Source organism: Actinomyces sp. HMSC065F11, assembly GCF_001813085.1.
GTDB classification, from domain to species: Bacteria; Actinomycetota; Actinomycetes; order Actinomycetales; family Actinomycetaceae; genus Gleimia; species Gleimia europaea.
Genome location: NZ_KV811484.1, coordinates 105,971 through 130,650, shown reverse-complemented (window position 1 = coordinate 130,650; position 24,680 = coordinate 105,971). Strand labels below are relative to the sequence as shown.

Annotated in this window: 20 protein-coding genes; 12 read left to right on the top strand and 8 right to left on the bottom strand. The window is 56.5% G+C overall.

Annotated elements, in window-relative coordinates:
* Position 1 precedes the first annotated feature (1 nt).
* From HMPREF2891_RS07945 to HMPREF2891_RS07930, 4 genes are all read left to right on the top strand, one after another.
* Complete coding sequence (locus HMPREF2891_RS07945) at positions 2-883, top strand: carbohydrate ABC transporter permease (protein WP_083309358.1); 882 nt, start codon at positions 2-4, stop codon at positions 881-883.
* A gap of 27 nt (positions 884-910) precedes the next feature.
* Entirely contained in the window at positions 911-2,293 is a 1,383-nt protein-coding gene (locus HMPREF2891_RS07940; protein ID WP_070664870.1) for an extracellular solute-binding protein, read from the top strand.
* Between the two features lie 163 nt (positions 2,294-2,456).
* Positions 2,457-3,461 (top strand): LacI family DNA-binding transcriptional regulator, encoded by a 1,005-nt coding sequence (locus HMPREF2891_RS07935; protein WP_148131752.1) that lies wholly within the window; start codon positions 2,457-2,459, stop codon positions 3,459-3,461.
* A 126-nt stretch (positions 3,462-3,587) separates the two neighbouring features.
* Positions 3,588-4,109, top strand: coding sequence for a low molecular weight protein-tyrosine-phosphatase (locus tag HMPREF2891_RS07930; RefSeq protein WP_070664867.1), 522 nt, complete (start codon positions 3,588-3,590; stop codon positions 4,107-4,109).
* A 121-nt stretch (positions 4,110-4,230) separates the two neighbouring features.
* Here the strand turns inward: HMPREF2891_RS07930 and HMPREF2891_RS07925 are convergent, their stop codons facing one another.
* The 3 genes from HMPREF2891_RS07925 to hrpA all read right to left on the bottom strand — a co-directional run bounded on the left by HMPREF2891_RS07925 (position 4,231) and on the right by hrpA (position 10,213).
* On the bottom strand, positions 4,231-5,070 hold the full coding sequence (locus HMPREF2891_RS07925) for an ImmA/IrrE family metallo-endopeptidase (protein WP_070664865.1): 840 nt from the start codon (positions 5,068-5,070) through the stop codon (positions 4,231-4,233).
* Positions 5,067-5,408 carry a helix-turn-helix domain-containing protein gene (locus HMPREF2891_RS07920; protein ID WP_070664863.1) on the bottom strand — a complete coding sequence of 114 codons (342 nt, stop codon included), beginning with the start codon at positions 5,406-5,408 and terminating at the stop codon, positions 5,067-5,069. Before HMPREF2891_RS07920 ends, HMPREF2891_RS07925 begins: the two co-directional genes overlap by 4 nt.
* Positions 5,409-5,497: 89 nt before the next feature.
* A complete protein-coding gene (hrpA, locus tag HMPREF2891_RS07915; protein ID WP_070664861.1) occupies positions 5,498-10,213 on the bottom strand; it encodes an ATP-dependent RNA helicase HrpA in 4,716 nt (1,571 codons plus the stop codon).
* A gap of 285 nt (positions 10,214-10,498) precedes the next feature.
* On the opposite strand from hrpA, the gene HMPREF2891_RS07910 reads away from it, so the two are divergent.
* From HMPREF2891_RS07910 to HMPREF2891_RS07895, 4 genes are all read left to right on the top strand, one after another.
* Positions 10,499-12,133 (top strand): peptide ABC transporter substrate-binding protein, encoded by a 1,635-nt coding sequence (locus HMPREF2891_RS07910; RefSeq protein ID WP_070619023.1) that lies wholly within the window; start codon positions 10,499-10,501, stop codon positions 12,131-12,133.
* A gap of 142 nt (positions 12,134-12,275) precedes the next feature.
* Positions 12,276-13,202: an ABC transporter permease gene (locus HMPREF2891_RS07905; RefSeq protein WP_034508547.1), complete on the top strand. Its 927-nt coding sequence runs from the start codon at positions 12,276-12,278 to the stop codon at positions 13,200-13,202.
* Positions 13,195-14,148 carry an ABC transporter permease gene (locus tag HMPREF2891_RS07900; protein WP_070664859.1) on the top strand — a complete coding sequence of 318 codons (954 nt, stop codon included), beginning with the start codon at positions 13,195-13,197 and terminating at the stop codon, positions 14,146-14,148. The genes HMPREF2891_RS07905 and HMPREF2891_RS07900 overlap by 8 nt, the downstream gene beginning before the upstream one ends.
* 17 nt (positions 14,149-14,165) lie before the next feature.
* Entirely contained in the window at positions 14,166-15,848 is a 1,683-nt protein-coding gene (locus tag HMPREF2891_RS07895) for a dipeptide ABC transporter ATP-binding protein (protein WP_070664858.1), read from the top strand.
* A 170-nt stretch (positions 15,849-16,018) separates the two neighbouring features.
* Here the strand turns inward: HMPREF2891_RS07895 and HMPREF2891_RS07890 are convergent, their stop codons facing one another.
* Positions 16,019-17,218, bottom strand: a complete 1,200-nt coding sequence (locus tag HMPREF2891_RS07890; protein WP_070664856.1) for a type II toxin-antitoxin system HipA family toxin — start codon at positions 17,216-17,218, stop codon at positions 16,019-16,021.
* The gene (locus HMPREF2891_RS07885; RefSeq protein WP_261666857.1) at positions 17,215-17,496 is read right to left on the bottom strand and encodes a helix-turn-helix domain-containing protein; all 282 of its coding nucleotides are present in this window, start codon (positions 17,494-17,496) and stop codon (positions 17,215-17,217) included. Before HMPREF2891_RS07885 ends, HMPREF2891_RS07890 begins: the two co-directional genes overlap by 4 nt.
* 152 nt (positions 17,497-17,648) lie before the next feature.
* On the opposite strand from HMPREF2891_RS07885, the gene HMPREF2891_RS07880 reads away from it, so the two are divergent.
* Positions 17,649-18,692 carry a PfkB family carbohydrate kinase gene (locus tag HMPREF2891_RS07880; protein WP_070664854.1) on the top strand — a complete coding sequence of 348 codons (1,044 nt, stop codon included), beginning with the start codon at positions 17,649-17,651 and terminating at the stop codon, positions 18,690-18,692.
* A 35-nt stretch (positions 18,693-18,727) separates the two neighbouring features.
* Here HMPREF2891_RS07880 and HMPREF2891_RS07875 read toward each other — a convergent pair whose 3' ends face one another.
* The gene (locus HMPREF2891_RS07875; RefSeq protein ID WP_070664852.1) at positions 18,728-19,501 is read right to left on the bottom strand and encodes an alpha/beta hydrolase; all 774 of its coding nucleotides are present in this window, start codon (positions 19,499-19,501) and stop codon (positions 18,728-18,730) included.
* A gap of 153 nt (positions 19,502-19,654) precedes the next feature.
* On the opposite strand from HMPREF2891_RS07875, the gene HMPREF2891_RS07870 reads away from it, so the two are divergent.
* From HMPREF2891_RS07870 to HMPREF2891_RS07860, 3 genes are all read left to right on the top strand, one after another.
* A complete protein-coding gene (locus HMPREF2891_RS07870; protein ID WP_070619039.1) occupies positions 19,655-19,954 on the top strand; it encodes a YtxH domain-containing protein in 300 nt (99 codons plus the stop codon).
* A gap of 111 nt (positions 19,955-20,065) precedes the next feature.
* The gene (locus HMPREF2891_RS07865; protein ID WP_034508565.1) at positions 20,066-21,193 is read left to right on the top strand and encodes a VIT1/CCC1 transporter family protein; all 1,128 of its coding nucleotides are present in this window, start codon (positions 20,066-20,068) and stop codon (positions 21,191-21,193) included.
* 21 nt (positions 21,194-21,214) lie between these two features.
* A complete protein-coding gene (locus HMPREF2891_RS07860) occupies positions 21,215-21,898 on the top strand; it encodes an SOS response-associated peptidase (RefSeq protein WP_070664851.1) in 684 nt (227 codons plus the stop codon).
* 85 nt (positions 21,899-21,983) lie between these two features.
* On the opposite strand, the gene HMPREF2891_RS07855 is transcribed toward HMPREF2891_RS07860, so the two are convergent.
* The gene (locus tag HMPREF2891_RS07855) at positions 21,984-23,315 is read right to left on the bottom strand and encodes a TrpB-like pyridoxal phosphate-dependent enzyme (RefSeq protein WP_070664849.1); all 1,332 of its coding nucleotides are present in this window, start codon (positions 23,313-23,315) and stop codon (positions 21,984-21,986) included.
* Between the two features lie 133 nt (positions 23,316-23,448).
* Positions 23,449-24,678 carry an App1 family protein gene (locus HMPREF2891_RS07850; RefSeq protein ID WP_261666646.1) on the bottom strand — a complete coding sequence of 410 codons (1,230 nt, stop codon included), beginning with the start codon at positions 24,676-24,678 and terminating at the stop codon, positions 23,449-23,451.
* Positions 24,679-24,680 lie beyond the last annotated feature (2 nt).

Sequence of the window (24,680 nt, the reverse complement as noted above, 5' to 3'; positions counted from 1 at the left end):
AATGACTGCTCAGACACTCTCTCTCGCTCCGGAGGTAACCGAGCCGAAGCCAAACCCTAAGCGAAACACAGCTAATGTGCTGTACCACGCTTTGATGATCCTAATCGTTCTGATTTGGCTCATCCCTCTAATCTGGATGTTGTCTTTGGCGCTGACGCCAAATGACGTTCTAAAAACCAATTCGCAAAGCTTGCTTCCGCAGGGATTCACGCTCTCAAACTTTGCTGATGCGTTCCTTACAGGGGCAACTCTGCGGTGGTTCCTAAACTCCACGATTGTCACGGTCATAACCACTATCGTCACGGTAGTTGTATGCGCGATGGCCGGGTACGCCTTTGCGAAGTTGCCGTTTGCGGGCAGATTAGCGGTTTACTCGCTCACTCTGGCCGGAATGATGGTTCCTAAAGAGGCAATGTTCATTCCTCTGTTCATGATGTTTAGCGACATTAACCTGCATAACACCTACTTGGCGCTGATTCTGCCACGAATTGCCTTTCCTTTAGGTGTTTTCATAATGACGCAATTCTTCGCGCAAGTTCCGGATGAGATTCAAGAGGCAGCCAGCATTGACGGGGCTTCTTCCTGGAGAATTTTCTACTCGGTAATGCTGCCCCTTGCCCGCCCATCACTGATCGCTCTAGCAACATTCACATTTGTGCAGACGTGGAATGACTATCTGTGGCCACTCGTATCTGCCACGAAACCAGCGATGTTTACGATCACGACAGGTCTTGCATCGTTGCAGGGGACCTTCTCGCAATCAACGGAACTAGGTTCATTGATGGCTCGAGGAATCGTGGGAACGTTGCCTTTGCTACTTGTATTCGTTTTCTTCCAGAAGTACCTCATTCGAGGCGTGTCCATGTCTTCTGGAGAAAAGTAACAAACCCAAGAAAGATTGGAGAGAAAAATGAGGTTAAGGAAATTAGGTGTTCCAGCAATGGTGCTGGGCGCTGTTTCACTAGCTCTTACGGGTTGCGGTGTTAGTGGCTCGGGAGGATCCGGAGACGAATCCGGATCTAGCGAGGACATGCTCCAGAAAATCGCAGAGGTTTCAGATGCTGACCTTCAGGGCGCCACGATAACCTTGGCGCGGTTTTTTGGCGATTGTAACGAAACCACCAATGGCGTTACTGACATGGATAAGGCGACCACAGAATGTGAAGCTATCCAGATCCTGACAAACAAGTTCGAAGCTGAAAATGCTTGGGGGATCAAGGTAGAGCGGTTGGGTGGATCCGCCTGGCACTCGTACTACGATGGCCTGAATACAGCTCTGGCTAGTTCGGAAAAGCCTGATATCGCCGTAATGCACGGATCGAACCTGCCTGAATATGCAGATAGGGGCCTACTCATGGAGGTTCCTGAATCTATTGGTGTTGACACCTCTGATTACACTGACCCGGCATCTGCAGCGGTTGAGTATGACGGTAAGCAATACGCGCTTCCCTTCGATTCGCACGCAACGGTTTCCCACCTGAACATGGATATTCTTCGCGAGGCAGGTTTGGCCGTGGAGGGCGAAGTGTACAAAGTTCCAACAGACCCGAAGGTATTCCTCGAGCACGCTCAGATTGTGAAAGACAAGACCGGGAAGAACTTCCTGGACGTTGCAATGACTGCTGATCCGATGGCTTCGCGCCTGTGGGAGACTTTCATCTACCAGCAGGGTGGAACGCTTTTGGATCCGCAGAGCGGTGAAGTAAACATGAACAGTGAGGAAGCTGTAACCTCTCTGGAGCTCGTCAACAAGCTAGTTGATGGAGGATTTACCGCAAAGACTCACGACTATGATGCTTCCATGCAGGCCTTCCTGCGCGGGGAGTCGGCCATCATGTACAACGGCTCATGGGCAGTCAACCAGTTTGAAGCTGAGACGCCTTTTGATTACGAGGTAGCTGACGCGCCGATGCTATTTGACAAGCCTGCAACTTGGGCGAACTCGCACGTCTGGACGGTTCCCGTTCAGGAACAAGGCGATCCTGTACAGTACCGGGCAGCATTTGAGCTTGCTAAGTTCTACTACGAAAACACTGGAGTCTGGGGCGTTAAGACGGGACACATGCCGGCAAGTAACACGGCTTTGAACTCCGAAGAGTACCTCGCAGCTCCGCACCGCGAGCAGTACCTGGAAACTGCAAAGGCATACGGTACGTTGCCTCCACGTGTTGTTGAGTGGTCTGCCATTGATTCATCTATCCAAGAGACCATCGAAGCTACCTGGCTGAATGATGCTGACATTAAATCGACGCTAGATAAGCTTCAGACAACTGTTGAGGGAATCCTCAAGTAAATCGACAGCCATCTGTCCACCAACGTTGGGTGCCCATCGGTTTGAATCGGTGGGCACCCTACGTTTAAGTCGCAATATGGGGATCGTGGGCACTGTCTGTAAACTTGTGTTTGATTCTTGTTTTGTAGTTTCACTATTTCCAAAATGGCGATGGAGTTAGGGCTTGCGACCACCAAACATGCAAGACGTTGCGGCGCTTGCCGGCGTTTCGCAAAGAACTGTTTCAAACGTTGTTAATAACTACGTGCATGTTTCTGACCAGACCCGCAAGAAAGTGCAGGACGCCATTCAGGAACTCGGTTACAGGCCAAATATCGCTGCTCAAAGACTTCGGTCAGGGCGTACCGGCATGATCGCGCTGGCCGTACCAAACATTTCTTGGCCATATTTTGGCGAACTAGCGCACCTCATTCAAAAAGAAGCGCAAAAGTACGACCAAACCCTACTCATCACCGAGACCGAAGGAATGCGGGAGCGGGAACTGAAATCCCTTGAAGGTTTCCGACCAGACGTAGTTGATGGAGTGATCTATTCCCCGATCGTTCTCACAGGGCAAGAGCTACCCAAGATTGACGTGCCCCTCGTTCTGTTGGGAGAGAAGATCTCTGATATTGGCGTCCCTCACTTTGCAGTTGATGGGGAAGCAGCCGGAAAGGCGATCACAGAGCATCTATTGGAGCGCGGGGCGAGAAGATTCGTTGTTGTCGGTTCCTCCGAAACCGTTATGACAATTGGGCCAGGGCCTCAACGTCGACGCGGTATTGAAAAAGCGCTTGAAGAAAAGGGACTGAGCCTGACCCCAGATTGCGTGGTGGAATCCCCGTGGACATACGAGGGCGCGCACGGCGCCTTAACGTCCTGGCTCACTACTCATGATTTACCAGATGCGATCATTGCCCTCAATGACATTGCTGCGGCGGGCTCAGTGCGTGCATTGGCCGATATTGGCGCACATGTGCCTGACGATGTGATGGTTACGGGCTGGGATGACACGGACGTGGCGTCCTATACTCTTCCATCTCTAACCACAATCAGTCCGGACAAGGTTGCTATTGCCAGACAGTCCGTAAAGGCGCTCATGGAACTGATTGAAATCGGGAACACCGATTGCGGTGAGGAACGAGTTGATTTTGAACTTGTAGTCAGGGAATCTTCGACGCGGCGCTAATGCATACAGATCGTGCAAAAGTGCGCGTCCAGTGCACGCTACTCCTGCTCGTGCCGGCACCCATTCACGACCTAACGTGTTCAACTGCGGTTTTCGCTTTCTCACTACGTTGATAGGCTGAGCCCCATGACGTTTCGAGTACTTTTTGTTTGCACCGGAAACATTTGCCGATCCGCCATGGCCGAGGTTGTGCTAAATCAGCACTTTGAAGCCGCTGGCCTTGACGCCGTAGCTACCTCTGTTGGTATTTCTGACGAGGAACACGGTAACCCCATTGACTACCGCGCTCAGCGCACTCTAAAAGCCGCCGGCTATGACATTCCCAATCACTTCGCCAGGCAGATCACTACGCAAGATCTCAAAGATTGTGACCTCGTGCTCGCAATGACGTCAAACCACTATGCGGCAGTCGAACGGTTGGCCGCACACACCCACATTGACGTGATCGAAAACCCGCAGGTGGGGGACGAGCGTTCAACTGATCTACGCATGTTCCGCGCAATGGACCCGGCGCTTGCGGGTGCGCGCAGGCGAGAACTCGACGTTCCTGACCCCTGGTACGGCACCCAACAAGACTTTGGGGACACCCTAGACGTCATCGAATCAGTTGCCGACTACATAGTGGAGTATGCGCGCGAAGCGCTATGAGAGTTCGGACGGGCCGAGCGAGAGACAGCTCCTACGATCTGAACGTCTAAATGAATGCCCCTGTACGCAAATTTCGTATGCCGGCGCACTTATTATGTCGATTTCCAAAGATGAGGACTAGTTAGGTCAGTTTCTTTGTCTCGGCATTACCCATCAGGGCTTTGAGCTCCTCCGCGGTCAATCGTGCCCCCGAATCTGTTGGAGCCTCAGCTGCAGTAAAGCGTGCGTTTCCAGGAATAATCCCCTCTGATTGCAAGCGTTCAGAAACCGCTGAAACGTTGCTTTCGCCTGAAAGGCGAGCAATAGCCGCCGCAGAAACAGCACCCCACCTATAGCCTTCCATCGTTCGAGCGAGAATATCCTGAGGAGGACGGGCCGTTGATGATTCCAATGCCTGCACCTCATACTCGGATGGCCACCCGTAACGAGTCGACAGCAGGCTACCAGAAAGGCTCTTCCACTCCTCATATGTAGAACTGTTTATCAAGCCCAAATCCCGCATTTGGATGGCGGCCATATGAGCAGAAATCCCAAAAGTCTGTACCAAATCTGATAGTAACCGTTCCGAAACTTGCCTTTCATCAGCAAACTTCTCTACTGCCGCTAAAGGCAATAAGAAATGGCGAGCAAAAGCATCAGCCTGAATCTCTCTTGAATCTCGCTCCCCTATTTCCTGATCATGAAGATAACGATCAACGCTTTGAAGGACGACGTGACCTAACTCGTGGGCAAGCGTAGAACGCATTCGCAAAGGATGCGGAGTGCATCCCGCGGCAATAAGAGTGCGTAGCCCATCGCTCATAGTCATGCCATGGCCGGGTTCCGCCCCCTGAACGTACGCAACCCCTATGCCGAGTTCATTCTCAATAAGTCGAGCCAAATTCCCGACAGGGCGCGTACCTAATCCAAGGTTCTCACGGTACTCCTCGGCTGCTTCTCGTCCGATTCGCTCGTTACTCATCGTGTCTCCGGTACGCCAAGCTCATCCAAGCGACGAGCCAGCCCAAGCGCGTAGATCATGTACGCAGTCAATGCCGCAGAGCCATCACTATCGGTTCGTCCCGCGTAAACAACGTCCTCGGCAACGGTACTTGTTCCATACAGGTCAGCCGGCAACACGCCACACGCATCGGCAAGAACCGCAACCTCAACGGGTGAGGTTTCGCGCTGTCCCGCTTCAATGCGATGAATCGTCGGTTGGGAAATGCCTGAAGCTTCCGCCAAATCGCGCTGAGTCATGCCAACAGCATGACGAGCTTCCGCAAGCCGTTGCCCAACAGAATTAGAAATACGCAACATAATGAATCAAAACCTCCCGCTTTTGATTCTAGCGGAACGAGGTGCGAATTAGTAGATTCGAAAATCGTTCATGAAGAAGTCGAAATCTGCTAGCTATTCAACATGGCATATAGGCGCTTCAGTGACACCTTTCTTGAGGTGCCAAGTTCCTGGGCGAACAGGGACACGCGAAGTTCTTCCACCAGCCACAGGGCCTCATCCAGCTGCGCGGCTCGGGCGACCTCGTGAGCTGCAAGTGCCGCCCGGGCAGACGCCAATGCCGCCTCCACATCCTTAACGGAGCGCCACAGCCCCTCATCGCGTGCGAGTACGCTCGCGGACTGTGATGTCTTCTCTACCCGCAACCGGTCAGCCTTCACAAACCGCGCCACGTGCTGCAACCACTCAAAAGGTACGCGCGTTAAGAACCCTTCAAACACCAAGCTATTCGAATGTTCGCGCACATCCGCCAGCACCCTGACCATCGCCGGCGAAGACACCGAACGAACCGCGCGGTCAAGCTCGCCAAACTCGGCGAACGCCTCCACGGCCCAACCCAAAATCAGATAGGTGCGATCCTCAATCCGATCCTGCACCCACCCGGCCAATGCCTCAAACTGAGCCTTGGAGCGTATCTGCACCGCAGGAGTTTCGTACTCATCAATTAGCGACGCCACAGCTGCTAACTGTGCATCCGCCACCAAGCTTTCCGTATCCGGGTATGGGCCGCTAGCCAGAATCAGTGCCTCCCGGCCCGTCCAACGAGTAGACACCCGGGCCGTTGCCAAACGCGTGTGCGCCAGAACCAGACGAGCCAGACCCTCCCTATGGCTGGCATCGGCCTGAGTGCGCTCCGCAATAACTCGCACGCCAGCGGACGGCTCAGACGCTGACCCCTGCGGCACCAACGCCGGGAATGCCCGAACAGAAAGTCCTGCCTGCGTGCGCGCATCCACGCTGAGGGGCAGAGCACCTCCTTCAACAACGGGCCAATCCGACAAACCATCCAATTCCGGGACCGACGCAAAAACACCTGGGGTCGGTTGATCCCCCGAAGTAGCCGTACCTTCCGACGCGCGCCCCTTCGGGGATGCCTGCACTCCCGCAAACGCCTTTTTAGTGCGCTTAGACGGCTCTGACTTTGCACCCGACTCCTTCATCGCCTGATCCAAAGCCTCGCGCATTGCCGAACGAACCGCCTTTTGCGACTGCCCGCTCAACTGCTTTTGCAACCACGTCAGATCTTCACCGGAGCGCAACTCGCGACCCTGCGCATTGACCACCACGAACATGGGCGTAACATGCGAAGGTAGCGTTAAATCGTCCCATGTTTCACGTGGAACATAGACGCCCTTAACTGCGTCCGTAGCGCGTACAAACGCATCAAAATAGTGGGGGAGGAACTCGCCAGCTTGAGTACCCGGAATCCGCTTCACTCGCGGTTTATCTTGATTTTCGAGGCCGGCCTGCGGCTGTTTGGGCAAATCCGACTGCTGGTTCTGCGTTTGCTGATCCGTGGGGGATACCGGTTTGCGCTTGGCTGCCGGATCCGTTTGTGACTGCGAGGAAGAACGCGCGGACGCCCGCTTCATCTTCGCAATCGACTTCTGATTCGCTGTGCCCGACTTTGAAGCCCAGGCGGCAAGCCTTCCAAGCGAAGCTTCAAGCGAACGAGGGTCCACCTCGTCCTCGCCTGCAGACTCCGGCGAGCTCGCGGCAGACACAGCTGAACCTGACGAGTTCCCACTCGAAGCGATAACCCGCTCGTCCGAGTTTACCTGCCCAGATGAGGGGCTCGACGCATCCTCGGACATCCAAATGTTGTGCTTGATCCAAGTGGCGAGCTCGCGCGCAACATCGGGCGCGGGCACAAGCTGGGCGCGCAACTGCTTAGGCAAAGCGCGGATAGTGGCCGTGAGCAACTCTTCCAACATACCCGGAACCAACCACTCAAAGCCCGCATCGTGCAGACGCGGCAACACCGCCACAGGCACGCGAACCGTCAGCCCATCGCGGGGCGAACCCGGATCGAACTCATAATGCAGCGGCAAAGTGATGTCCCCTTGATGCCACTTAGCCGGATAGCCGCGCTGATCCACCTCGCGCGCACCCGGAAGCACATCCGCGCGCTCCATCTTCAGCAACCGCTTATCGCGCTGACGGCGCCACCACGCATCAAAATGTGCAGCTGACACGATCTCACGCGGCACTCGCTCGTCATAAAACGCGAAAATCGCATCATCCGAAACCGTGCCGCCCTGGCGCAGCTTCTTTTCTGCCTCGTGAATCTTTGCCAGCAGCTCACTGTTCTTGCGCACAAACTTATGGTGCGCATTCCACTCACCATCCACGAGGGCGTGCTGGATAAACATTTCGCGAGCCACCTGCTGGGGGGACCCACCCAACTCGCCGCCGGTAACTCCGGCCCGGGCCGCAATCGAGGTGGCGTTCGTTGGCGCCTCCACCTTCGCTCCATGCGGCACGTTTGCGAGTAGCAGGGGCCGATCAGCTACCAGAGTGAGGCCGTACAGCATCACCTTCTCGCGCACCATCGCCGCCCCCATCTTGGAGGACCAGTACGGTTGCGAATACGAATGCTTCAGCAAACGCTTGGCTGACTTCTCCACCCACTCGGGTTGGATCTTCGCGACCGTGCGAGCGAACAGACGTGACGTCTCTACCAGCTCCGCAGCCATCACCCAGTCATAGTGCTTGCGCGCCAAACCAGAGCCCGGCCAGACCACAAATCGCGTTCCACGCGCCCCCTGATAATCCTGACTGGTCTGATCCCACGAACCCAAGTTAGATAGCAAACCAACCAGCAGGGCCCTGTGAATCTGTTCGCTGTTACGGCCGGATGTACGCGCGGTCAACGCCGTGGTTGCGCGCGCCGCAGCATCAACCGCTCCGCCCTCGCGCTCTTGATCGCGAACCTCTTTGCGTGACGGAATCTGGAGCGCGTCCACCTTCAAACCGAGGGGACGCGCCAGATCGCGCAACTGGCCAGCGACGTCCTGCCACTCACGCCACCGCAAGAAGTGCAGGAACTCGCGCTTGCACATCTTTCTAAACTGAGTGCCCGAAAGTTCACGCGACTGCAAACGCAAATATCGCCAGAGCGACAGGTAGGTGATGAAATCAGACTCCGGATCTAAGAAGCGCTCATGCGCCCTATCCGCATCCTCTTTGAACTGCTCCGGGCGCTCGCGGACATCCTGCATGGATAGCGCGGCCACAATAGTCAAAACTTCCGAGGCCACGCCCTCTCGATCTGCTTCGATCAGCATGCGCCCCAGGCGCGGGTCGATAGGCAGGCGAGCCAACTGGCGTCCAACACGAGTGAGTCGCAGGGGATCACGAGGGGAACGCCTGGTTACCGCTCCAATTTCTTCTAGCAGACCGACACCGTCACGCACGGCCTTAGAGGCGGGGGCATCCAGGAACGGAAAGTCCTCTACCGCGCCGAGCCCTAGCGAAATCATCTGCAAAATAACGGAGGCCAGCGACGTGCGCAGAATCTCCGGTTCCGTGTAGCGCGGCCGCGCCTCAAAATCTGCCTGCGAGTAAAGGCGAATCGCCACGCCATCGCTCACGCGCCCGCATCGGCCCGAACGTTGGTTTGCAGAAGCCTGCGACACTGGTTCGATGGGCAGACGCTGCACCTTAGTGCGGTTCGAATACCGCGAAATACGGGCCAAACCTGGGTCTACCACGTAGCGGATTCCCGGCACGGTCAGCGATGTTTCTGCGACGTTGGTGGCCAGCACAACTCGCCTGCGCGGGTGCGGCTTGAAAATGCGCTGCTGCTCCTGGGCTGAAAGGCGCGAATACAAGGGGAGAACTTCCACCCCGTTAGCCGGACTCTTATCGGTTGCATCACCGGCGTGAATGTAGCGCGGGCCCAGCGAATCGGAGAGCGCGTGCGTGGCGTCGCGAATATCGCGCTCGCCGGGCAAGAACACGAGGATGTCACCCGGGCCCTCATCGATAAGCTCCTCAACGGCTTCACATATGCCCGTTAGGTAATCGATGTCCTCACCCATGCCGTATCCGAGGAGGGCGAGCGGCGCATCCGCGTCCTCTAAAACTAAGCCCTTAACTGACACCGGGGCGTCGTCCGTAGCCTCAGTATTCGAGGGAGGATCGGACTGCTCTAACGGGCGATACCGGATTTCCACGGGGTAGGTACGTCCCGAAACTTCCACAACCGGAACCGGCTTTCCCAGTGCTTTTGCAAAATGATCTGCAAACCTGTTCGAATCGATCGTTGCGGACGTGATGATTACCTTCAAGTCTGGTCGCTTTGGCAACAGTCGCGTCAGGTAGCCAATCAGGAAGTCGATGTTTAGAGAACGCTCGTGCGCCTCGTCAATGATTATGGTGTCGTACTTATCCAGGTTCGGGTCATTTTGCACCTCGGCCAGCAAAATGCCGTCCGTCATCAGCTTTACGAGGGTGGTGGGGCCAACTTCGTCCGTGAAACGCACCTGGTAACCAACCACGTCACCGGGCCGCTTGCCCACTTTAGTGTCCAGCTCATCAGCGATCCGGTCTGCAACTGTTCGAGCTGCCAACCTGCGCGGCTGGGTGTGTCCAATCATTCCTCTAATGCCACGGCCGAGTTGCAGGCAAATTTTGGGAAGCTGGGTGGTTTTACCTGAGCCGGTCTCGCCCGAAACAATCACTACCTGGTGATTCTCAATGGCCTGTGCAATATCTTCGCGCCTGGCCGACACGGGAAGTTCCTCTGGGAACGTTATTACCGGCAACGCCGCTACGCGACCTGCCAGTTCTTCGCTTGAGAACCCGGATTTTCTTCCCTTCATGCTTCTATCCTAAAGAAAATAGCCAGAACACAAGCATTTGAAGCGTCTCGCTATCTGGAACGAGAATTTCGAAATAGTAAGCGTACGTCACAAAAATCTACAGCCGGCAAAAATTACAATCCCCTACATACAGCGCAAAAGTGTCCTTTTGGTTTCGAAATGCTAACAATAAAGCGTCTCAGACTTAGAACGCTCAGATTTCAAAAAACCGCATCCTGCTAAAGTTCAACGCAAATGAAGCGCGACATTTCGCCCTTCATCGTTATCCGACTTTACGGAGGAAAAATGAAACGTTCATACTTGCGCCTAGTCGCCCCCTTTGCGGTGGCGGCACTTGCGCTGACCGCCTGCTCCGGCGGTTCCGGTGACGGCGGCGCGAACGCGCCCGAGGGTGAGTCCGGTGGCGGTGTTGTTGTAGCAAACGGCTCCGAACCGCAGAACCCGCTCATCCCGACCAACACCAACGAAACCGGTGGCGGCAAGATTGTTGACCTGATCTACGCAGGCCTCGTCTACTACGATGCAGACGGCGCCGCGCAGAACGACCTCGCCGAATCGATCGAGACTGAAGATTCTCAGAACTTCACGATCAAGATTAAGGAAGGCGAGACCTTCTCTGATGGTTCTCCCGTTACCGCTAAGTCGTTCGTTGACGCTTGGAATCAGGGTGTAGCGCAGTCGCACCTTTCCTCCTACTTCTTCGAGCCCATCAAAGGCTACCCGGAGGGCGGCGAGGCTCCTGCTGACTTTGCCGGCCTCGAGGGTCTAAAGGTTGTTGACGACCAGACGTTCACCGTTGAGCTTTCCCAGCCTGAAGCTGACTTCCCGCTCCGCCTGGGCTACTCCGCGTTCTACCCGCTTCCTGAAGCAGGTATTGGCGACGCCGACGCGGTTGCAGCATTCGGCGCAGCTCCGGTTGGTAACGGCCCCTACCTGCTAGAGTCCGGTGACGACTGGAAGCACAACGAGTCGATCATGCTGAAGCCGAACCCGAAGTACGACGGTCCGCGCAAGGCCCAGAACGGTGGCGTTGAGATCAAGTTCTACGCCCAGCAGGACGCGGCTTACAACGACCTCCTTGGTGGAAACCTGGACGTCCTTGACGCAGTGCCCGACTCGGCATTCTCCAGCTTCGAAAGCGAACTTGGTGACCGCGCTGTAAACCAGCCGTCCGCTATCTTCCAGTCCTTCACCATCCCGGAGCGCCTCCCGCACTTCGGCGGTGAAGAAGGCGTCCTGCGTCGTCAGGCAATCTCCATGGCAATCAACCGCGAGGAGATCACCGACACCATCTTCCAGGGCACCCGTAGCCCGGCACACGACTACACCTCGCCAGTAATCGACGGTTACAACGAGAGCGTTGAAGGCAACGAGGTTCTGAACTTCGATCCGGAGAAGGCTAAGGAACTGTGGGCCAAGGCTGACGAAATCTCCCCGTGGGAAGGCTCCTTCGAACTCGCTTACAACGCTGACGGTGGCCACCAGGCATGGGTAGACGCAACCATGAACTCCATCAAGAACGTGCTCGGCATCGACGCGAAGGGCGCCCCGTACCCCGACTTCAAGTCGCTACGTGACGAGGTAACCAACCGCAAGATCGAGACCGCGTTCCGTACCGGCTGGCAGGCCGACTACCCGGGTCTTGGTAACTTCCTCGCCCCGCTGTACGCCACGGGTGCTGGCTCGAATGACGGCGACTACTCCTCGGCAGAATTCGACGGCTTCCTCAAGCAGGCAGCTGGCGCCAAGTCGGTTGAAGAGTCCAACGAGCTTTACCTAAAGGCTCAGACGGTCCTCTTCAAGGAGCTACCGGCAATCCCGCTCTGGTACTCCAACGTGACCGGCGGTTCGACCGAAGCTGTAAGCAACGTACAGTTTGGATGGAACTCCGTCCCGCTTTACTACCAGATCACCAAGTGATTACCCGAATATAAGGTAGCGTAGGCTCGGAGGGGTTTCCCTCCGAGCCTCGCTCCTGTGAGTGCGGGGCTCGCAACTGTGAGACCATAAACTCACAACTAATAAATAAAAACTGCGTAAGCAGTTACCCAAGGAGACCACAATGATCCGATATATCGGACGTAGACTCCTGCAGCTAATACCCGTCTTCATAGGCGCAACGCTGCTTATCTACGCATTAGTGTTCCTCATGCCCGGTGACCCAATCCAGGCTCTCGGTGGCGACCGCGGCCTACCACCGGCAGTGGCGGAACAAATGAGGGCGCGCTACAACCTCGACAAGCCATTCCTCGTCCAATACCTGCTTTATCTAAAAGGTATTTTCACACTCGACTTCGGCACCACATTCTCTGGCCGTGAAGTCACCGACGTGATGGCAGGCGCATTCCCCGTAACCATCAAACTCGCCCTAATGGCACTCGCATTTGAAGCAATTTTTGGCATTGGCTTTGGCCTCATCGCTGGCATGCGTCGCGGCGGCATCTTCGATGGCACCGTTCTCGTGGTCTCCCTATTTGTCATCGCAGTGCCCACGTTCGTTATCGGCTTCGTCCTCCAGTTCCTCATAGGTGTGAAACTCGGGTGGGCGCCAACGACGGTTGGTGGAAACACCACGTTTGAAGCCCTCCTAATGCCAGCAATCGTGCTCGGTGCCGTGTCCTTCGCTTACGTACTTCGCCTAACCAGGCAGTCCGTATCCGAAACCATGTCATCCGACCACGTGCGCACCGCATACGCCAAGGGCCTCTCCCGCGGCAAGGTGATTCAAAACCACGTGCTACGCAACTCGCTTATTCCAGTTGCAACATTCCTAGGCGCCGACCTCGGAGCCCTCATGGGCGGCGCAATCGTTACCGAAGGTATCTTCGCTATCAACGGCGTAGGCGGCAACATGTACCAGGCCATCATCAAGGGTGAACCTGCAACCGTCGTGTCATTCACGACCGTCCTTGTGATCGTCTACATCATCGCCAACCTGCTAGTAGACCTGCTATATGCAGCTCTGGATCCGAGGATTCGCTATGAGTAATCAAACTACCTACCGAAAAGGCCAAGAACACTTCGTCTCTGACGTAGACGAAACCGGCCTGGGGGCCGTTGACGCCGTAGCGGACGACTCTGCGCCCTCGTCCATGTGGGGTGAAGCCTGGAAGAACCTGCGCAAACGCCCCCTATTCTGGATTTCAGCCGCAATCATTGCTGTGGCTCTGCTGCTGGCCGCATTCCCCAGCCTGTTCACCTCAATGGACCCGAACTTCTGCGAACTCTCGCGTTCTATGGAGGCCCCATCCGGCGGCCACCCATTCGGTTTCGACAGGCAAGGCTGTGACATCTACGCGCGCACTATTTACGGCGCTCGCGCATCTGTAACCGTAGGTGTATTTACCACGATTGCCGTGACCATCATGGGCGCAGCATTCGGTTCTCTGGCCGGCTACTTTGGCGGCTGGCTCGACTCGCTACTTTCGCGCATCACCGACGTCGTGTTCGCCATTCCGTTCCTACTTGCTGCAATCGTGGTTATGCAGATGTTCCGCTCCTACCGTGCAACTTGGACCGTGGTGCTCGTCCTCGCAATCTTTGGATGGCCACAAATTGCGCGCATCACGCGCGGCGCGGTTATGAGCGTCAAGAACGAAGAATATGTGTCTGCAGCCAAGGCTCTTGGCGAGTCCAAGTGGACCATCCTCATGCGCCACATCCTGCCGAACTCTGCGGCACCCATCATCGTTTATGCAACCGTAGCGCTCGGCACGTTCATCGTGGCCGAAGCAACCCTCTCATTCCTGGGCGTTGGCCTACCACCAGACATCGTCTCGTGGGGCGGCGACATCAACAAGGCGCAGGTTGCGCTCCGTACCCAGCCATCCGTGCTGTTCTACCCCGCAGGCGCTCTCGCCCTGACCGTGCTCAGCTTCATCATGATGGGTGACGTGGTACGCGACGCTCTCGACCCGAAGTCACGAGAGAGGTAAACGAAGTGGAAAACGAGATGAACACTGACGTCGAGCCCCTGCTCGAAATCAAAGACCTCGAGGTCGCCTTCCAATCTTCCACGGGCATGGTTCCCGCAGTGCGGAAAGCCAACCTCACCATCTACCCTGGCCAGTCCGTTGCCATCGTAGGAGAATCAGGCTCCGGTAAATCCACTACCGCGCATGCCATCATCAACCTCCTGCCCGGCACCGGCAAGATCGTGGGCGGCTCCATCAAATTCCGCGGTGAAGAACTCACCACTAAGAGCCGTAAAGAGATGGAACGCATTCGCGGACGCCACATCGGCCTTGTTCCGCAAGACCCCATGTCGAACCTCAACCCCGTTTGGAAAATCGGCTTCCAAGTTCGTGAAGCCCTCAAAGCCAACAACGTGGTTAAAGGCTCGCAAATGCACCAGCGAGTCAATGAACTCCTCGCTGAAGCCGGGTTGCCCGACACCGAACGCGTTGCGAAACAGTATCCGCACGAGTTCTCTGGCGGCATGCGCCAACGCGCCCTCATCGCTATCGGCCTGGCCGCTCGTCCCGAGCTACTCATCGCGGATGAGCCGACCTCGGCCCTTGACGTGACCGTGCAGCGGCTCATCCTGGACCACATGGAGTCGCTCACCCACGAACTTGGCACCGCAATGCTGTTCATTACGCACGACCTCGGCCTGGCCGTTGAACGCGCTGAACACCTCGTTGTTATGCACCGCGGCCGTATTGTGGAGTCCGGGCCCGCCATGCAGATCTTGCAACGTCCGCAGCACCCCTACACCAAGAGGCTGGTTGCCGCTGCTCCCTCGCTAACCACCGCGCGTATCATGACCGCGCACCAGGCTGGCATTCAGGTGACCGAAGAGGAACTGCTGGGCGCAGGTAAGGGCGCAACCTCAACTGAAGCTGCGGTTGAAGTTAAGAACCTGGTGAAGACCTTCCCGATTCGCGGCAAGCGCGGACAGACCTTCAAGGCGCTTGACGACGTGTCATTCACGCTGCGCAAGGGCACAACGCTAGGTGTTGTAGGCGAATCCGGTTCTGGTAAGTCCACTGCGGCAAACATCATTCTGGGTCTGCTAGAGCAAGACTCAGGCGACGTCATTTTTGAGGGCGTAAACGTTTCTGAACTTTCCAAGAAGGAACGCTTCGCCATGCGCCGCAACCTTCAGGTGGTGTTCCAAAACCCGTACGGCTCCCTGGACCCCATGTACTCCATCTACCGCGCGGTTGAAGAACCCATGCGCGTACACAACTGGGGGACCAAGAAGGAGCGCGAGGAGCGCGTTGCCCAACTACTCGACATGGTTGCCCTCCCTCGCTCCGCGATGAGGCGCTACCCCAACGAGCTGTCCGGCGGTCAACGCCAGCGTGTAGCCATTGCTCGTGCACTTGCGCTACGCCCGCACGTCCTTGTGCTTGACGAGGCCGTGTCTGCGCTGGACGTGCTGGTGCAAGACCAAATCCTGCACCTGCTAAACGACATCCAAGCCGAAATGGAGCTGTCTTACCTGTTCATCACCCACGACCTTGCGGTTGTCCGTCAGATTGCTGACGATGTGGTGGTAATGCAGCACGGCAAGGTAGTTGAAACCGGTGACACGGACTCGATCTTTGATAGCCCGCGCACCGACTACACGCGCAACCTGATCGACTCGATCCCCGGCAAGAGCATCGAACTGGGAATCACCGACGACTAACGCGTTCCAACTCGACAATGATCGCCGCTGGTAGCCCAAGCTGCTAGCGGCGATACTAATTCGCTTTCAAGAACGAAAACCCGCAACCAGCCTGAGATGTTCGCTAAAGCCGAGACTAAGTGCCTAATGGAAACTCGTTGAGGGATTGATTATCCCCCTTAGTAGATGACTTAAGTGTCGAGTAGTGACTCTATTTGGTGACGCCGGCTTGAAAGCTCTCTTTGAGCCCCATGCAACGGGGATCCATCAAATGGTAATTCGCTCAAATCGATACCCTTCGCCACTCTTAGTACCAAACGTTGAGCGCTGCGCGCCGCTCTAATTGGCAGACCGATATTATCTGCAAAAGCATCCCAATGACGGCCCCGGAGATTCTTCGTTTGCCCATCAATCGGGAGCGCCATCGTGAAATCGCGATAAAGAGCCGTGCAGGGTAGGTCGTACATCGGAGCGACCTCCCACACGCCCTCCGGATTTCGTAAAATTGACAGGTTCTTTGCGTGAACATCACCGTTTCCGGTAAGCCAAGCGAACAGGAACTGTACATATAGAGCTCGAATAGCAACCATAGGGGCACTGGTGTGTTGCGCGAGCGCCGCAACCACGGCTTCGGATTCGACGTTGTACTTTTCAGATGGTGGAATCTGCAGAACTTGCGAAGCGTCCTCTTGAGCGAGACGCACAATCTGTCCGCTCGCATCAACACGGCGGTCAAAACGCTCAACGAGTAAGCCTTCTACGCCTTCTTTATCTACAACCAACTGAGACTTAGCTACAGGGATTTTAAGGCCGCGAGCATGACGTAGATGTAAAGCTTCATTGCGCACGAGGTGAGGGTACTGGGCCGGGTCGATCTTGAGGATCGCGTGCGTGCGTCTCGTTCGAATCGGCATATTAATCATCGATGCTGATGCTTTTGGCTGAACACCGGGAACTGCGTAGGGGTCAACCATCTCGGTTAGATCTTGAAAACTCCATCTAGATGGGTCCTCGTATAGTGGTGGAACTTCATTAGGCGCAGCCTCGGACGCAAAAATCCTTACATCGCCGGGAGTGTCAGCGCCCACCGCCAGAAGCATCGTAAACTCATCATTCATAGATGTTTTGGTTGCTCTGTTCAATACATTGAGGCGGTGTCCCTCTGGTAATAGTCCCGCGAAGAATGCGGGGAGCGCGCCACCTTGTTGTGTGGAGGTTTCACCCAACGGCAACGAAAATGCTACGGGATCCCCCACATAGTCATCCCTGTATTTGAACTCGACCACTCCCTCCGAGTCGCGTGACAACGTTCCAGCCAAGTGGTTGCCTTTGTAGACATTCGCGCGCTTTACAAATCGGAGCTGATCAAGGCTTATGGATGCAATACTCACCTGTTGGATACCTCTACCTTCAAGCCCAAGGTTCCTGTGACCGCCAGTAACGACCTCAATGTTGGGCCGAGTCCGCCCTGCTCCAAAGTGCGCACCGTACGATCTGAAACTCCAGCAAGTTCAGCCAACTGTTGTTGCGTCAATCCGTATTCTTTGCGAGCAGTTTTAATCACTCCGCCAATCTGAGCTGCAGGTAGGGGGAATTGCCCAGATGTAGAATCATTGGCGCGGTCAGAGGCTAAATTATTCGGAGACATATTTCCGTTTAGAGCGTTCATGTATATGAATCTACACTCTAAACGCTGGTTTCGGAAGCATGCTTCCTATTACGATGGGCGAGCGAGCGAGAAGAGTTATTGTTCACGCCCCTGCGTCCACTATCAAGGAGCGTAATAATCGCGTCCTCCTATTCCAATGAGATACTTAAACCATGTACGGACTTTTCGCTGGGATCACCACACTCGACGTTGCCCAACTAACCGCAGGCACAGTACGCGAGAACCAAAAAGTAACCTCACTTGACCAGATCCTCGCTGCGGGCGGGCCCGCAACCAATGCGGCCGTTGCGTTCTCTCACCTCACCCGCGCAGCCACCCGTGCCGCGAGCGCGAGCGACTTCAATCGGGGTGCGAATCCGGGAGGGGCGATGGCCTCCCTCCTCGTTTCCGCAATCGGTGAAGGCCCTGCCGCGCACCTCATTCTTGAAGACCTGGAAGCCCAGGAAGTGGCTTTGGTGGACTGCACCGATTACGAGGCTGAGGCACCCGAAACCACCGGCAAGCTAGATCTCACCCCCAGCGTGTCCGCGATCCTCATCAACGCGCAAAACAATGCGCGCACCGTTGCATCCACCAACACGCGACTGCCGCTAAAGCCCGCAATCGCGCTGGAAACCCTAGAAGCCATGGGCCGGCCGCAGGTTGTGCTCGTTGACGGGCACAATCCCGATCTGGCGATGGCTGCACTCACCATTGGCGCTCCCGAAGATGGCGAGCCCTTCGAGGCGCAAGAATACAAGCCCGAGTATCTGCGCATCCTTGACGGAGGATCCTGGAAACCGTGGCTGCCCACAATGCTGGGATACATAGACGTGGCCGTCATCTCCGCAGACTTCCTGCCACCCGGATGTACGAACTTCGACGACACGGTGGCCTTCCTCAAAGGCTTCGGCATTGAACGCGTAGTGCGCACAGCCGGACCAAACCCCGTGCGATGGGCCTGGCTGGGTGAAACCGGGACTGTTACCCCTCCTGCAGTTGACGCCATCGACACCCTTGCAGCTGGCGACACGTTCCACGGAGCCTTCGCGTGGGGATGCGCTCACGGCCTCGTAAATCGAGAAACAACCCACCCGTCTGCGCTCATCGACTTTTCCAACCGCATCGCATCGCTCAGCACCACCAGCTTTGGAACGAGGGCGTGGCTAGGTGACCTCGAAAATCTGGAAGCGGAAACCGCGCGCGTACTTTCATAGATCACGCGAGGGGGTGGGCTAAAGCTGGGGTTGCGTTAGCCTACGCGAACGGGAACATGGCGGCTAGCCCACTGCACCGACATGTCGCGAAGCGTATCTACGCCCTCATGTGCACCAAAACGGGCGTCCCGCAGGACCTCAACGCGAGAGCCGTCCGGCAGGCGCGCAAACTCTTCCTGAGCCATCTCAACCAAGCCCAAATGCTCATCGTCTGCGTCATAAATCGCCAGGATCGGGGCAGATAAGTCATCTAGCAAGTCGTCTGCCTCATTCATCGACAGATCAATCAACGTCTGCTTTGAAATCACAAAAAACTCGCGTTTGGAATACGCATCATCTGGGATCTGTGCGCGGCCAGAACGCTCCAAATCATCCAACTGTGTGGACGAAAAAATCTGATCCCACTCAAACGACAGTGGGCCTGTAATCATACCGGTTAGAAGCATCGCCTTAGCGGCCTGCGGGCGGGCTTTCAAAGCTACCAGCGTGCCAAACGAATGCGCGTGCAAAATCTGGCGGTTAAAACCCTGCGTGCGAAGCCACGCCGAAGCCGAATGTAAATCCTCCACCTGGCTGGCCAGCGTAATCACGTCATCATCAGAATCGCCGCAACCGGAAAAATCGAACTCTAGAGTTGCATAACCCGCGCCCCGGTATGCTGCCGACAAACGATCGAAATGCTCGCCCGAATGCCTATCAGCCAAGAAGGAATGCGCAAACAAAACCGCAGCGTCCGTAGAATCAACAGGGTCCACAAACGTGCCCGCGAGCTGAACTCCGCGGGGCGTCGTAATCTGTACCTCTGTCACAACCTAAGCCTAAGGGAAAACTAGGGATAAAGCGCCCCTAAACCCCGGCTTGTTCAAAACCGCAGGCAACACCACCTCTAAACACTTCCAGCAAATGCGCACCCGCCGTCTGGCCCGGTAAACTAGCTGAGAAACATGCAATAAGGAGGAGCCTTGGGCGCAAAATTCGGATTCATTGTAGGAGCCGGCCTTGGGTACGTGCTCGGCACGCGCGCAGGACGTGAACGCTACGAGAAAATCAAGATGCAAGCATCTAAAATCAGGCAAAGTCCGCTGGTAGCTGAGCGCATGGACCAGGCCTCTGAAAGAGTCTCCGAAGCCCTTAAAAAGGGCGGAGCAGCAGCCACTGACAAGCTCGTTGGAGTAGTCAAAGAGCGCGTCTTTGGTGAACCCCAAGACCAGTACGTTGACGTAACGGTCATAGAAGTTGATGACATAGACACAGAAGAATAACGAGGCGAGGGCGGCAATACCGCCCTCGTAACAATTTCAACAGTCTTTAGAACAGCCCCACACTGCCCTTCGTAGCACTGGGGTGCAAAGTTCGGTGCGAGGAACAATCACATGACACCTGGCAATCAGCCAACCGAGGAACAAATCAAACGCTGGCGTAAATACCTTGCCGATGAGCAAATGGAACGCCAAACCTATTTGAACCTAGCGCAACGACGCACCGGGGAAGAAGCCGCCATCCTGCAAGCGCTTGCCGACGCCGAAACACGACACATTGAGCACTGGACCTCCCTTCTTGGTGAGCACGCACATCCCGCCCCCAAACCCACGCTATACTCGCGCGTCCTCGCCCGGTTTGCCGCAACGTTCGGCTCCATCTTTATCCTCGCCCTCGCCCAACGCGCAGAACAGCGCCAGTCTTACGACGTTGACCAAGACGCCACCGACGCGATGGCTGCCGACGAGCACATCCACGGTGAGGTTGTGCGCGGCCTCGCCGCCCGCTCGCGCGCACGCATTGCCGGCACGTTCCGCGCCGCAGTGTTTGGAGCCAACGACGGCCTGGTATCAAACCTTGCCCTCATCCTCGGCATTGCCGCTACCGGTGTTCCAAACAGCATGGTCATCACAACCGGTATTGCCGGTCTGCTAGCCGGCGCCCTCTCAATGGCAGCAGGCGAATACATTTCCGTCACCTCCCAACGCGAACTACTAGAGGCCTCGGACCCGTCCACCGACGCGCCCGTGCAAGTATCCAAACTCAACGTGCAACAAAACGAACTGGAGCTCGTGTTCCGCGCTCGCGGTGACACCGCTGAAGAGTCCGAAGAACACGCACGCATCATCTTCGACGCGATCAACCGACCGGCCTCGGAAATGACCACGAGCTCGATCATCACGCCCCGCTCCCTGCTATCTACCAAGGAACGCCACCGCGACCCCTCCGAATCCCACGCGGAAATCGGACATCCGTGGGGCGCAGCCGCATCCTCATTCCTGTTCTTCGCAATCGGAGCGCTGGTGCCACTGCTACCGTTCCTGTTTGGCGCTAGTGGAAACCTAGGAATCCTACTGTCTGCGATCGTGGTTGGCGTGGTCCTTATGTTCACGGGTGGTGTAGTGGGCGTGCTGTCAGGCAAACCGCCCGTGAAGCGCGCGATTCGCCAGCTCCTCATCGGCTATGGGGCTGCGGCCGTCACCTACACGCTGGGCCTCCTGTTTGGCGCTAACGGAATCTAGCGCGCAGGTCTAGGAGGATCTATGTGCGGCCGCTACGTACTTTGGACGCCGGAAGAAGAACTTACGGCCATCTTCGGCACTGACTTTCGCATAGGCGAAGTTACTCCCACATACAACGCTGCCCCCTCCCAGCAACTACCCATCGTGTTTGAAAGATACGAGGAGGAGCCCGGGCGGGTGCTACGACGCATGCAAACCCACCAGTGGGGGCTGGTGCCCTCCTGGGCGCGCGACGCCAGCCGTCCCATGATTAACGCGCGAGCAGAAAGCCTGGTGGACAAACCCTCATTCAAAGCCGCTGCGCGCCGGCGCCGGTGCCTCGTGCCCGCCAACGGCTACTACGAGTGGCAGGTCGGCGCTGGAGGCAAGCAACCCTGGTTCCTTTCTGCGGGGGAGGGGGACCAGGTGATGGGATTTGCCGGCATCTACGAGGCGTGGCAAGGCCCTCGCGACCAGTGGCTCCTGACCTTCGCGATTGTCACGCGTAGTGCGCCCGACGCCGTCGGTCACATTCACGACCGCTCCCCGGTGGTGGTCCCTCCCTCCATGTGGAGCGAGTGGCTGGACCCCGAAACAGGAACAGACACCGAGGTCAGGCACTTGCTGGATGCGATTGCCAGCCCCGTACTCGTCCCCAGAAAAGTTGGAAACGCCGTGGGGAACGTGCGAAACAACGACCCTAGTTTGATCGAAGAAGTGGACTGAATAAGGTTCTGTCAACGAATCGCAGGATCGGTAGATGTGGGTGTGGGCCAGGCAAATGCCTGGCCCACACCCACATGAATACGGTTTACTTCTTCAGCTGGCGTTCCTTCTCCAGCTCATTTTCATAAGCGGGAAGATCCAGCAGACCATTACCGGACAGGCCAATCACGATGACCTCGCCATCGCGCGCCTGGACAGACTTGATGTAGTTCAACGCGCCCGCAACAGCGTGCGTGGACTCCGGAGCCGGAATGATGCCCTCCGCGCGAGCAAACTCCAGGCCCGCAGCGAACGTCTCATGCTCACCAATCGCAACCGAGTCAAGTAGGCCCAGCGACTTAGCGTGAGACACCATCGGGCTCATACCGTGATAGCGCAAACCACCAGCATGAATCGACGGCGGTACAAAATCATGACCGAGCGTGTACATCTTCATGAGCGGCGTCGTGCCAGCCACATCACCAAAGTCGTAGCGGAACTCGCCCTGAGTCATCGACGGGCAAGCCTGCGGCTCACACGCAACCACCCTCGTGGTCTTTCCATCGCGCAAGTTCTCACCCAAGAACGGGAACGACAGGCCAGCCAAGTTCGAGCCGCCACCGGCGCAACCGAACACCACGTCAGCCTGCTCTTCGCCGGCCTCACGCAACTGCTCAATCGCCTCCAGACCAATCACCGTCTGATGCAGCATCACATGGTTCAAAGCCGAACCGAGCGCATAGTGAGCTCTATCCGACTTCAGAGCAACCTCCACGGCCTCTGAAATCGCCATGCCAAGCGAACCCGTAGTGTCCGGATCCTGCTCCAAGATCTTACGACCGGCCTCCGTTAGCGTAGACGGCGACGGATGACACGTGCCGCCATACGCCTCCATCTGCATGCGACGGTACGGCTTCGCGTCAAATGAGGAGCGAACCTGGAACACCTCGCACTCAAGCCCAAACATCGCGCAAGCCATCGACAAAGAAGCGCCCCACTGGCCAGCACCAGTCTCGGTAGTTAGCTTCTTCGTGCCCTCAAGCGCGTTGAAATACGCCTGCGCAACCGCCGAGTTCGGCTTATGCGAACCAGCGGGAGACACGCCCTCGTACTTGTAATAAATCTTCACCTTCGTATCGAGCGCCTGCTCTAACCTACGCGCGCGAACCAAAGGTGACGGACGCCAGCTCGCATACACCTCGCGAACAGCCTGCGGAATCTCGATCCATCGTTCGGTGGAAAACTCTTGTTCCACCAACGCTTTGGAAAACAGAGGATGCATTTCCTCTGGCTTAAGTTCCTCACGAGTCTGCGGATTCAAATGCGGAGCCATCGGCTCTGGAAAATCAGCAGTGAGGTTGTACCAATGCGTGGGGACTTTCGACGGAATTGCAAACTCGAGCGCGTCAGTAAGCGCATGTTTCTGTACCAATTTCATCCCCTTTACTCAAGATAAAGCTGTTCTCGCAAGGCCTTTCCTAGCGAGTGGCAATAATGCCGCCTTCAACATTACGCACCAGGCAATGAACAAGACGACACGTTCCAAAGGATGATATTACGAGTGGCGAAAATTAGCGAAGAATGCCAAGTGCCCTTGCCCGGTGCAGGAGCTCGAAGCCGTCCTCGCCAACTACCACCGGGATTTTTGGGTCAAGAGATTCGATCAGCGGGCCCAGCTCCTCGCGCGGATCGGGCGCGCCGTGATTCAAAACCTGCTCGGTCGTAGTCAAACTGCGAATAAAAATCGCCGCCACATTTTGCGGATGCTCGCGCGCGAACTCTGTATAGATCGAGGGGTCGTGCTGACCATCATCGCCAACCAGAACCCACTTCACCCACGGAAACATGCGGGCTAACTCACGCAACTGCGAACGCTTATGCTCCCGCCCAGAACGGAACCAACCCGTCTGAGAAGGCCCCCAATCCGTCATCAGTGGCGTGCCCGTAGGGAAGTTTGACCGGAACAAGAACCGGCGCAAACTCGGCGCCACATTCCATGCTCCCGTAGACAAATAAACCGCGGGAGCCGGTAGCGTTCCAACGCGCCCCCTCGACGTTTGCATATGCGAAATCTGCTGCAACAAGTTCGCCATTCCCGGCACTACTTGGCGCGAGGACACGTACGTGAAAAATGCGTTCTTTGCTGCTACCAGCGGGCGAGGCAACCACGACACCATCACCGTGTCATCCACATCCGATACCAGGCCAATGTGTTCCTGCTCCGAAACTACTCGAACCGGCACCGCAATTGGGCGTGATGCGCGCACACGCCTCTCGCCTTGCGCCACCTCATCGGGCTTCAGCGCCTGCAACGTCGCCGCATGCCAACCCGGCTCCAACCCATGATCCTCAACCATAAGATCCACATAGCCGCCACGATCCGTATAAACCAGCAGCTTTCGGCTACCGACCGTCACCAGCACCGGCGCTCTCGGCACTTGCGCGTCCACAAACTGGCGCCACCCGCGTTCGCCGCGCATATGGGATGTTGTGTTCGTATCGTCGCCCTCGTCGGCGCCAATAGCGTCTTTCACCACCTCGCCAAACGCGTGCGGAAGCCTATCTGCCGCGCGGGAATGAAGCTGATACCAGCTAGGCAAACCGTGCCGGTTAGCCCAAACCTCGTACTTTTCTTCAAAATACGTAGGGGCCATCAACGCCCTGGCAATGATGCGTACGCGCTGCGCGTTTCCGAAGCCGCCGTACGCGATAAGCTCTGGGCGCCAACCCAAATCCGAAAGCGTGCGCGCTACCTGCGTGTTAAACGCGTCTTCCAGCCGAGTGACAGCAGTTAAAAGCACGC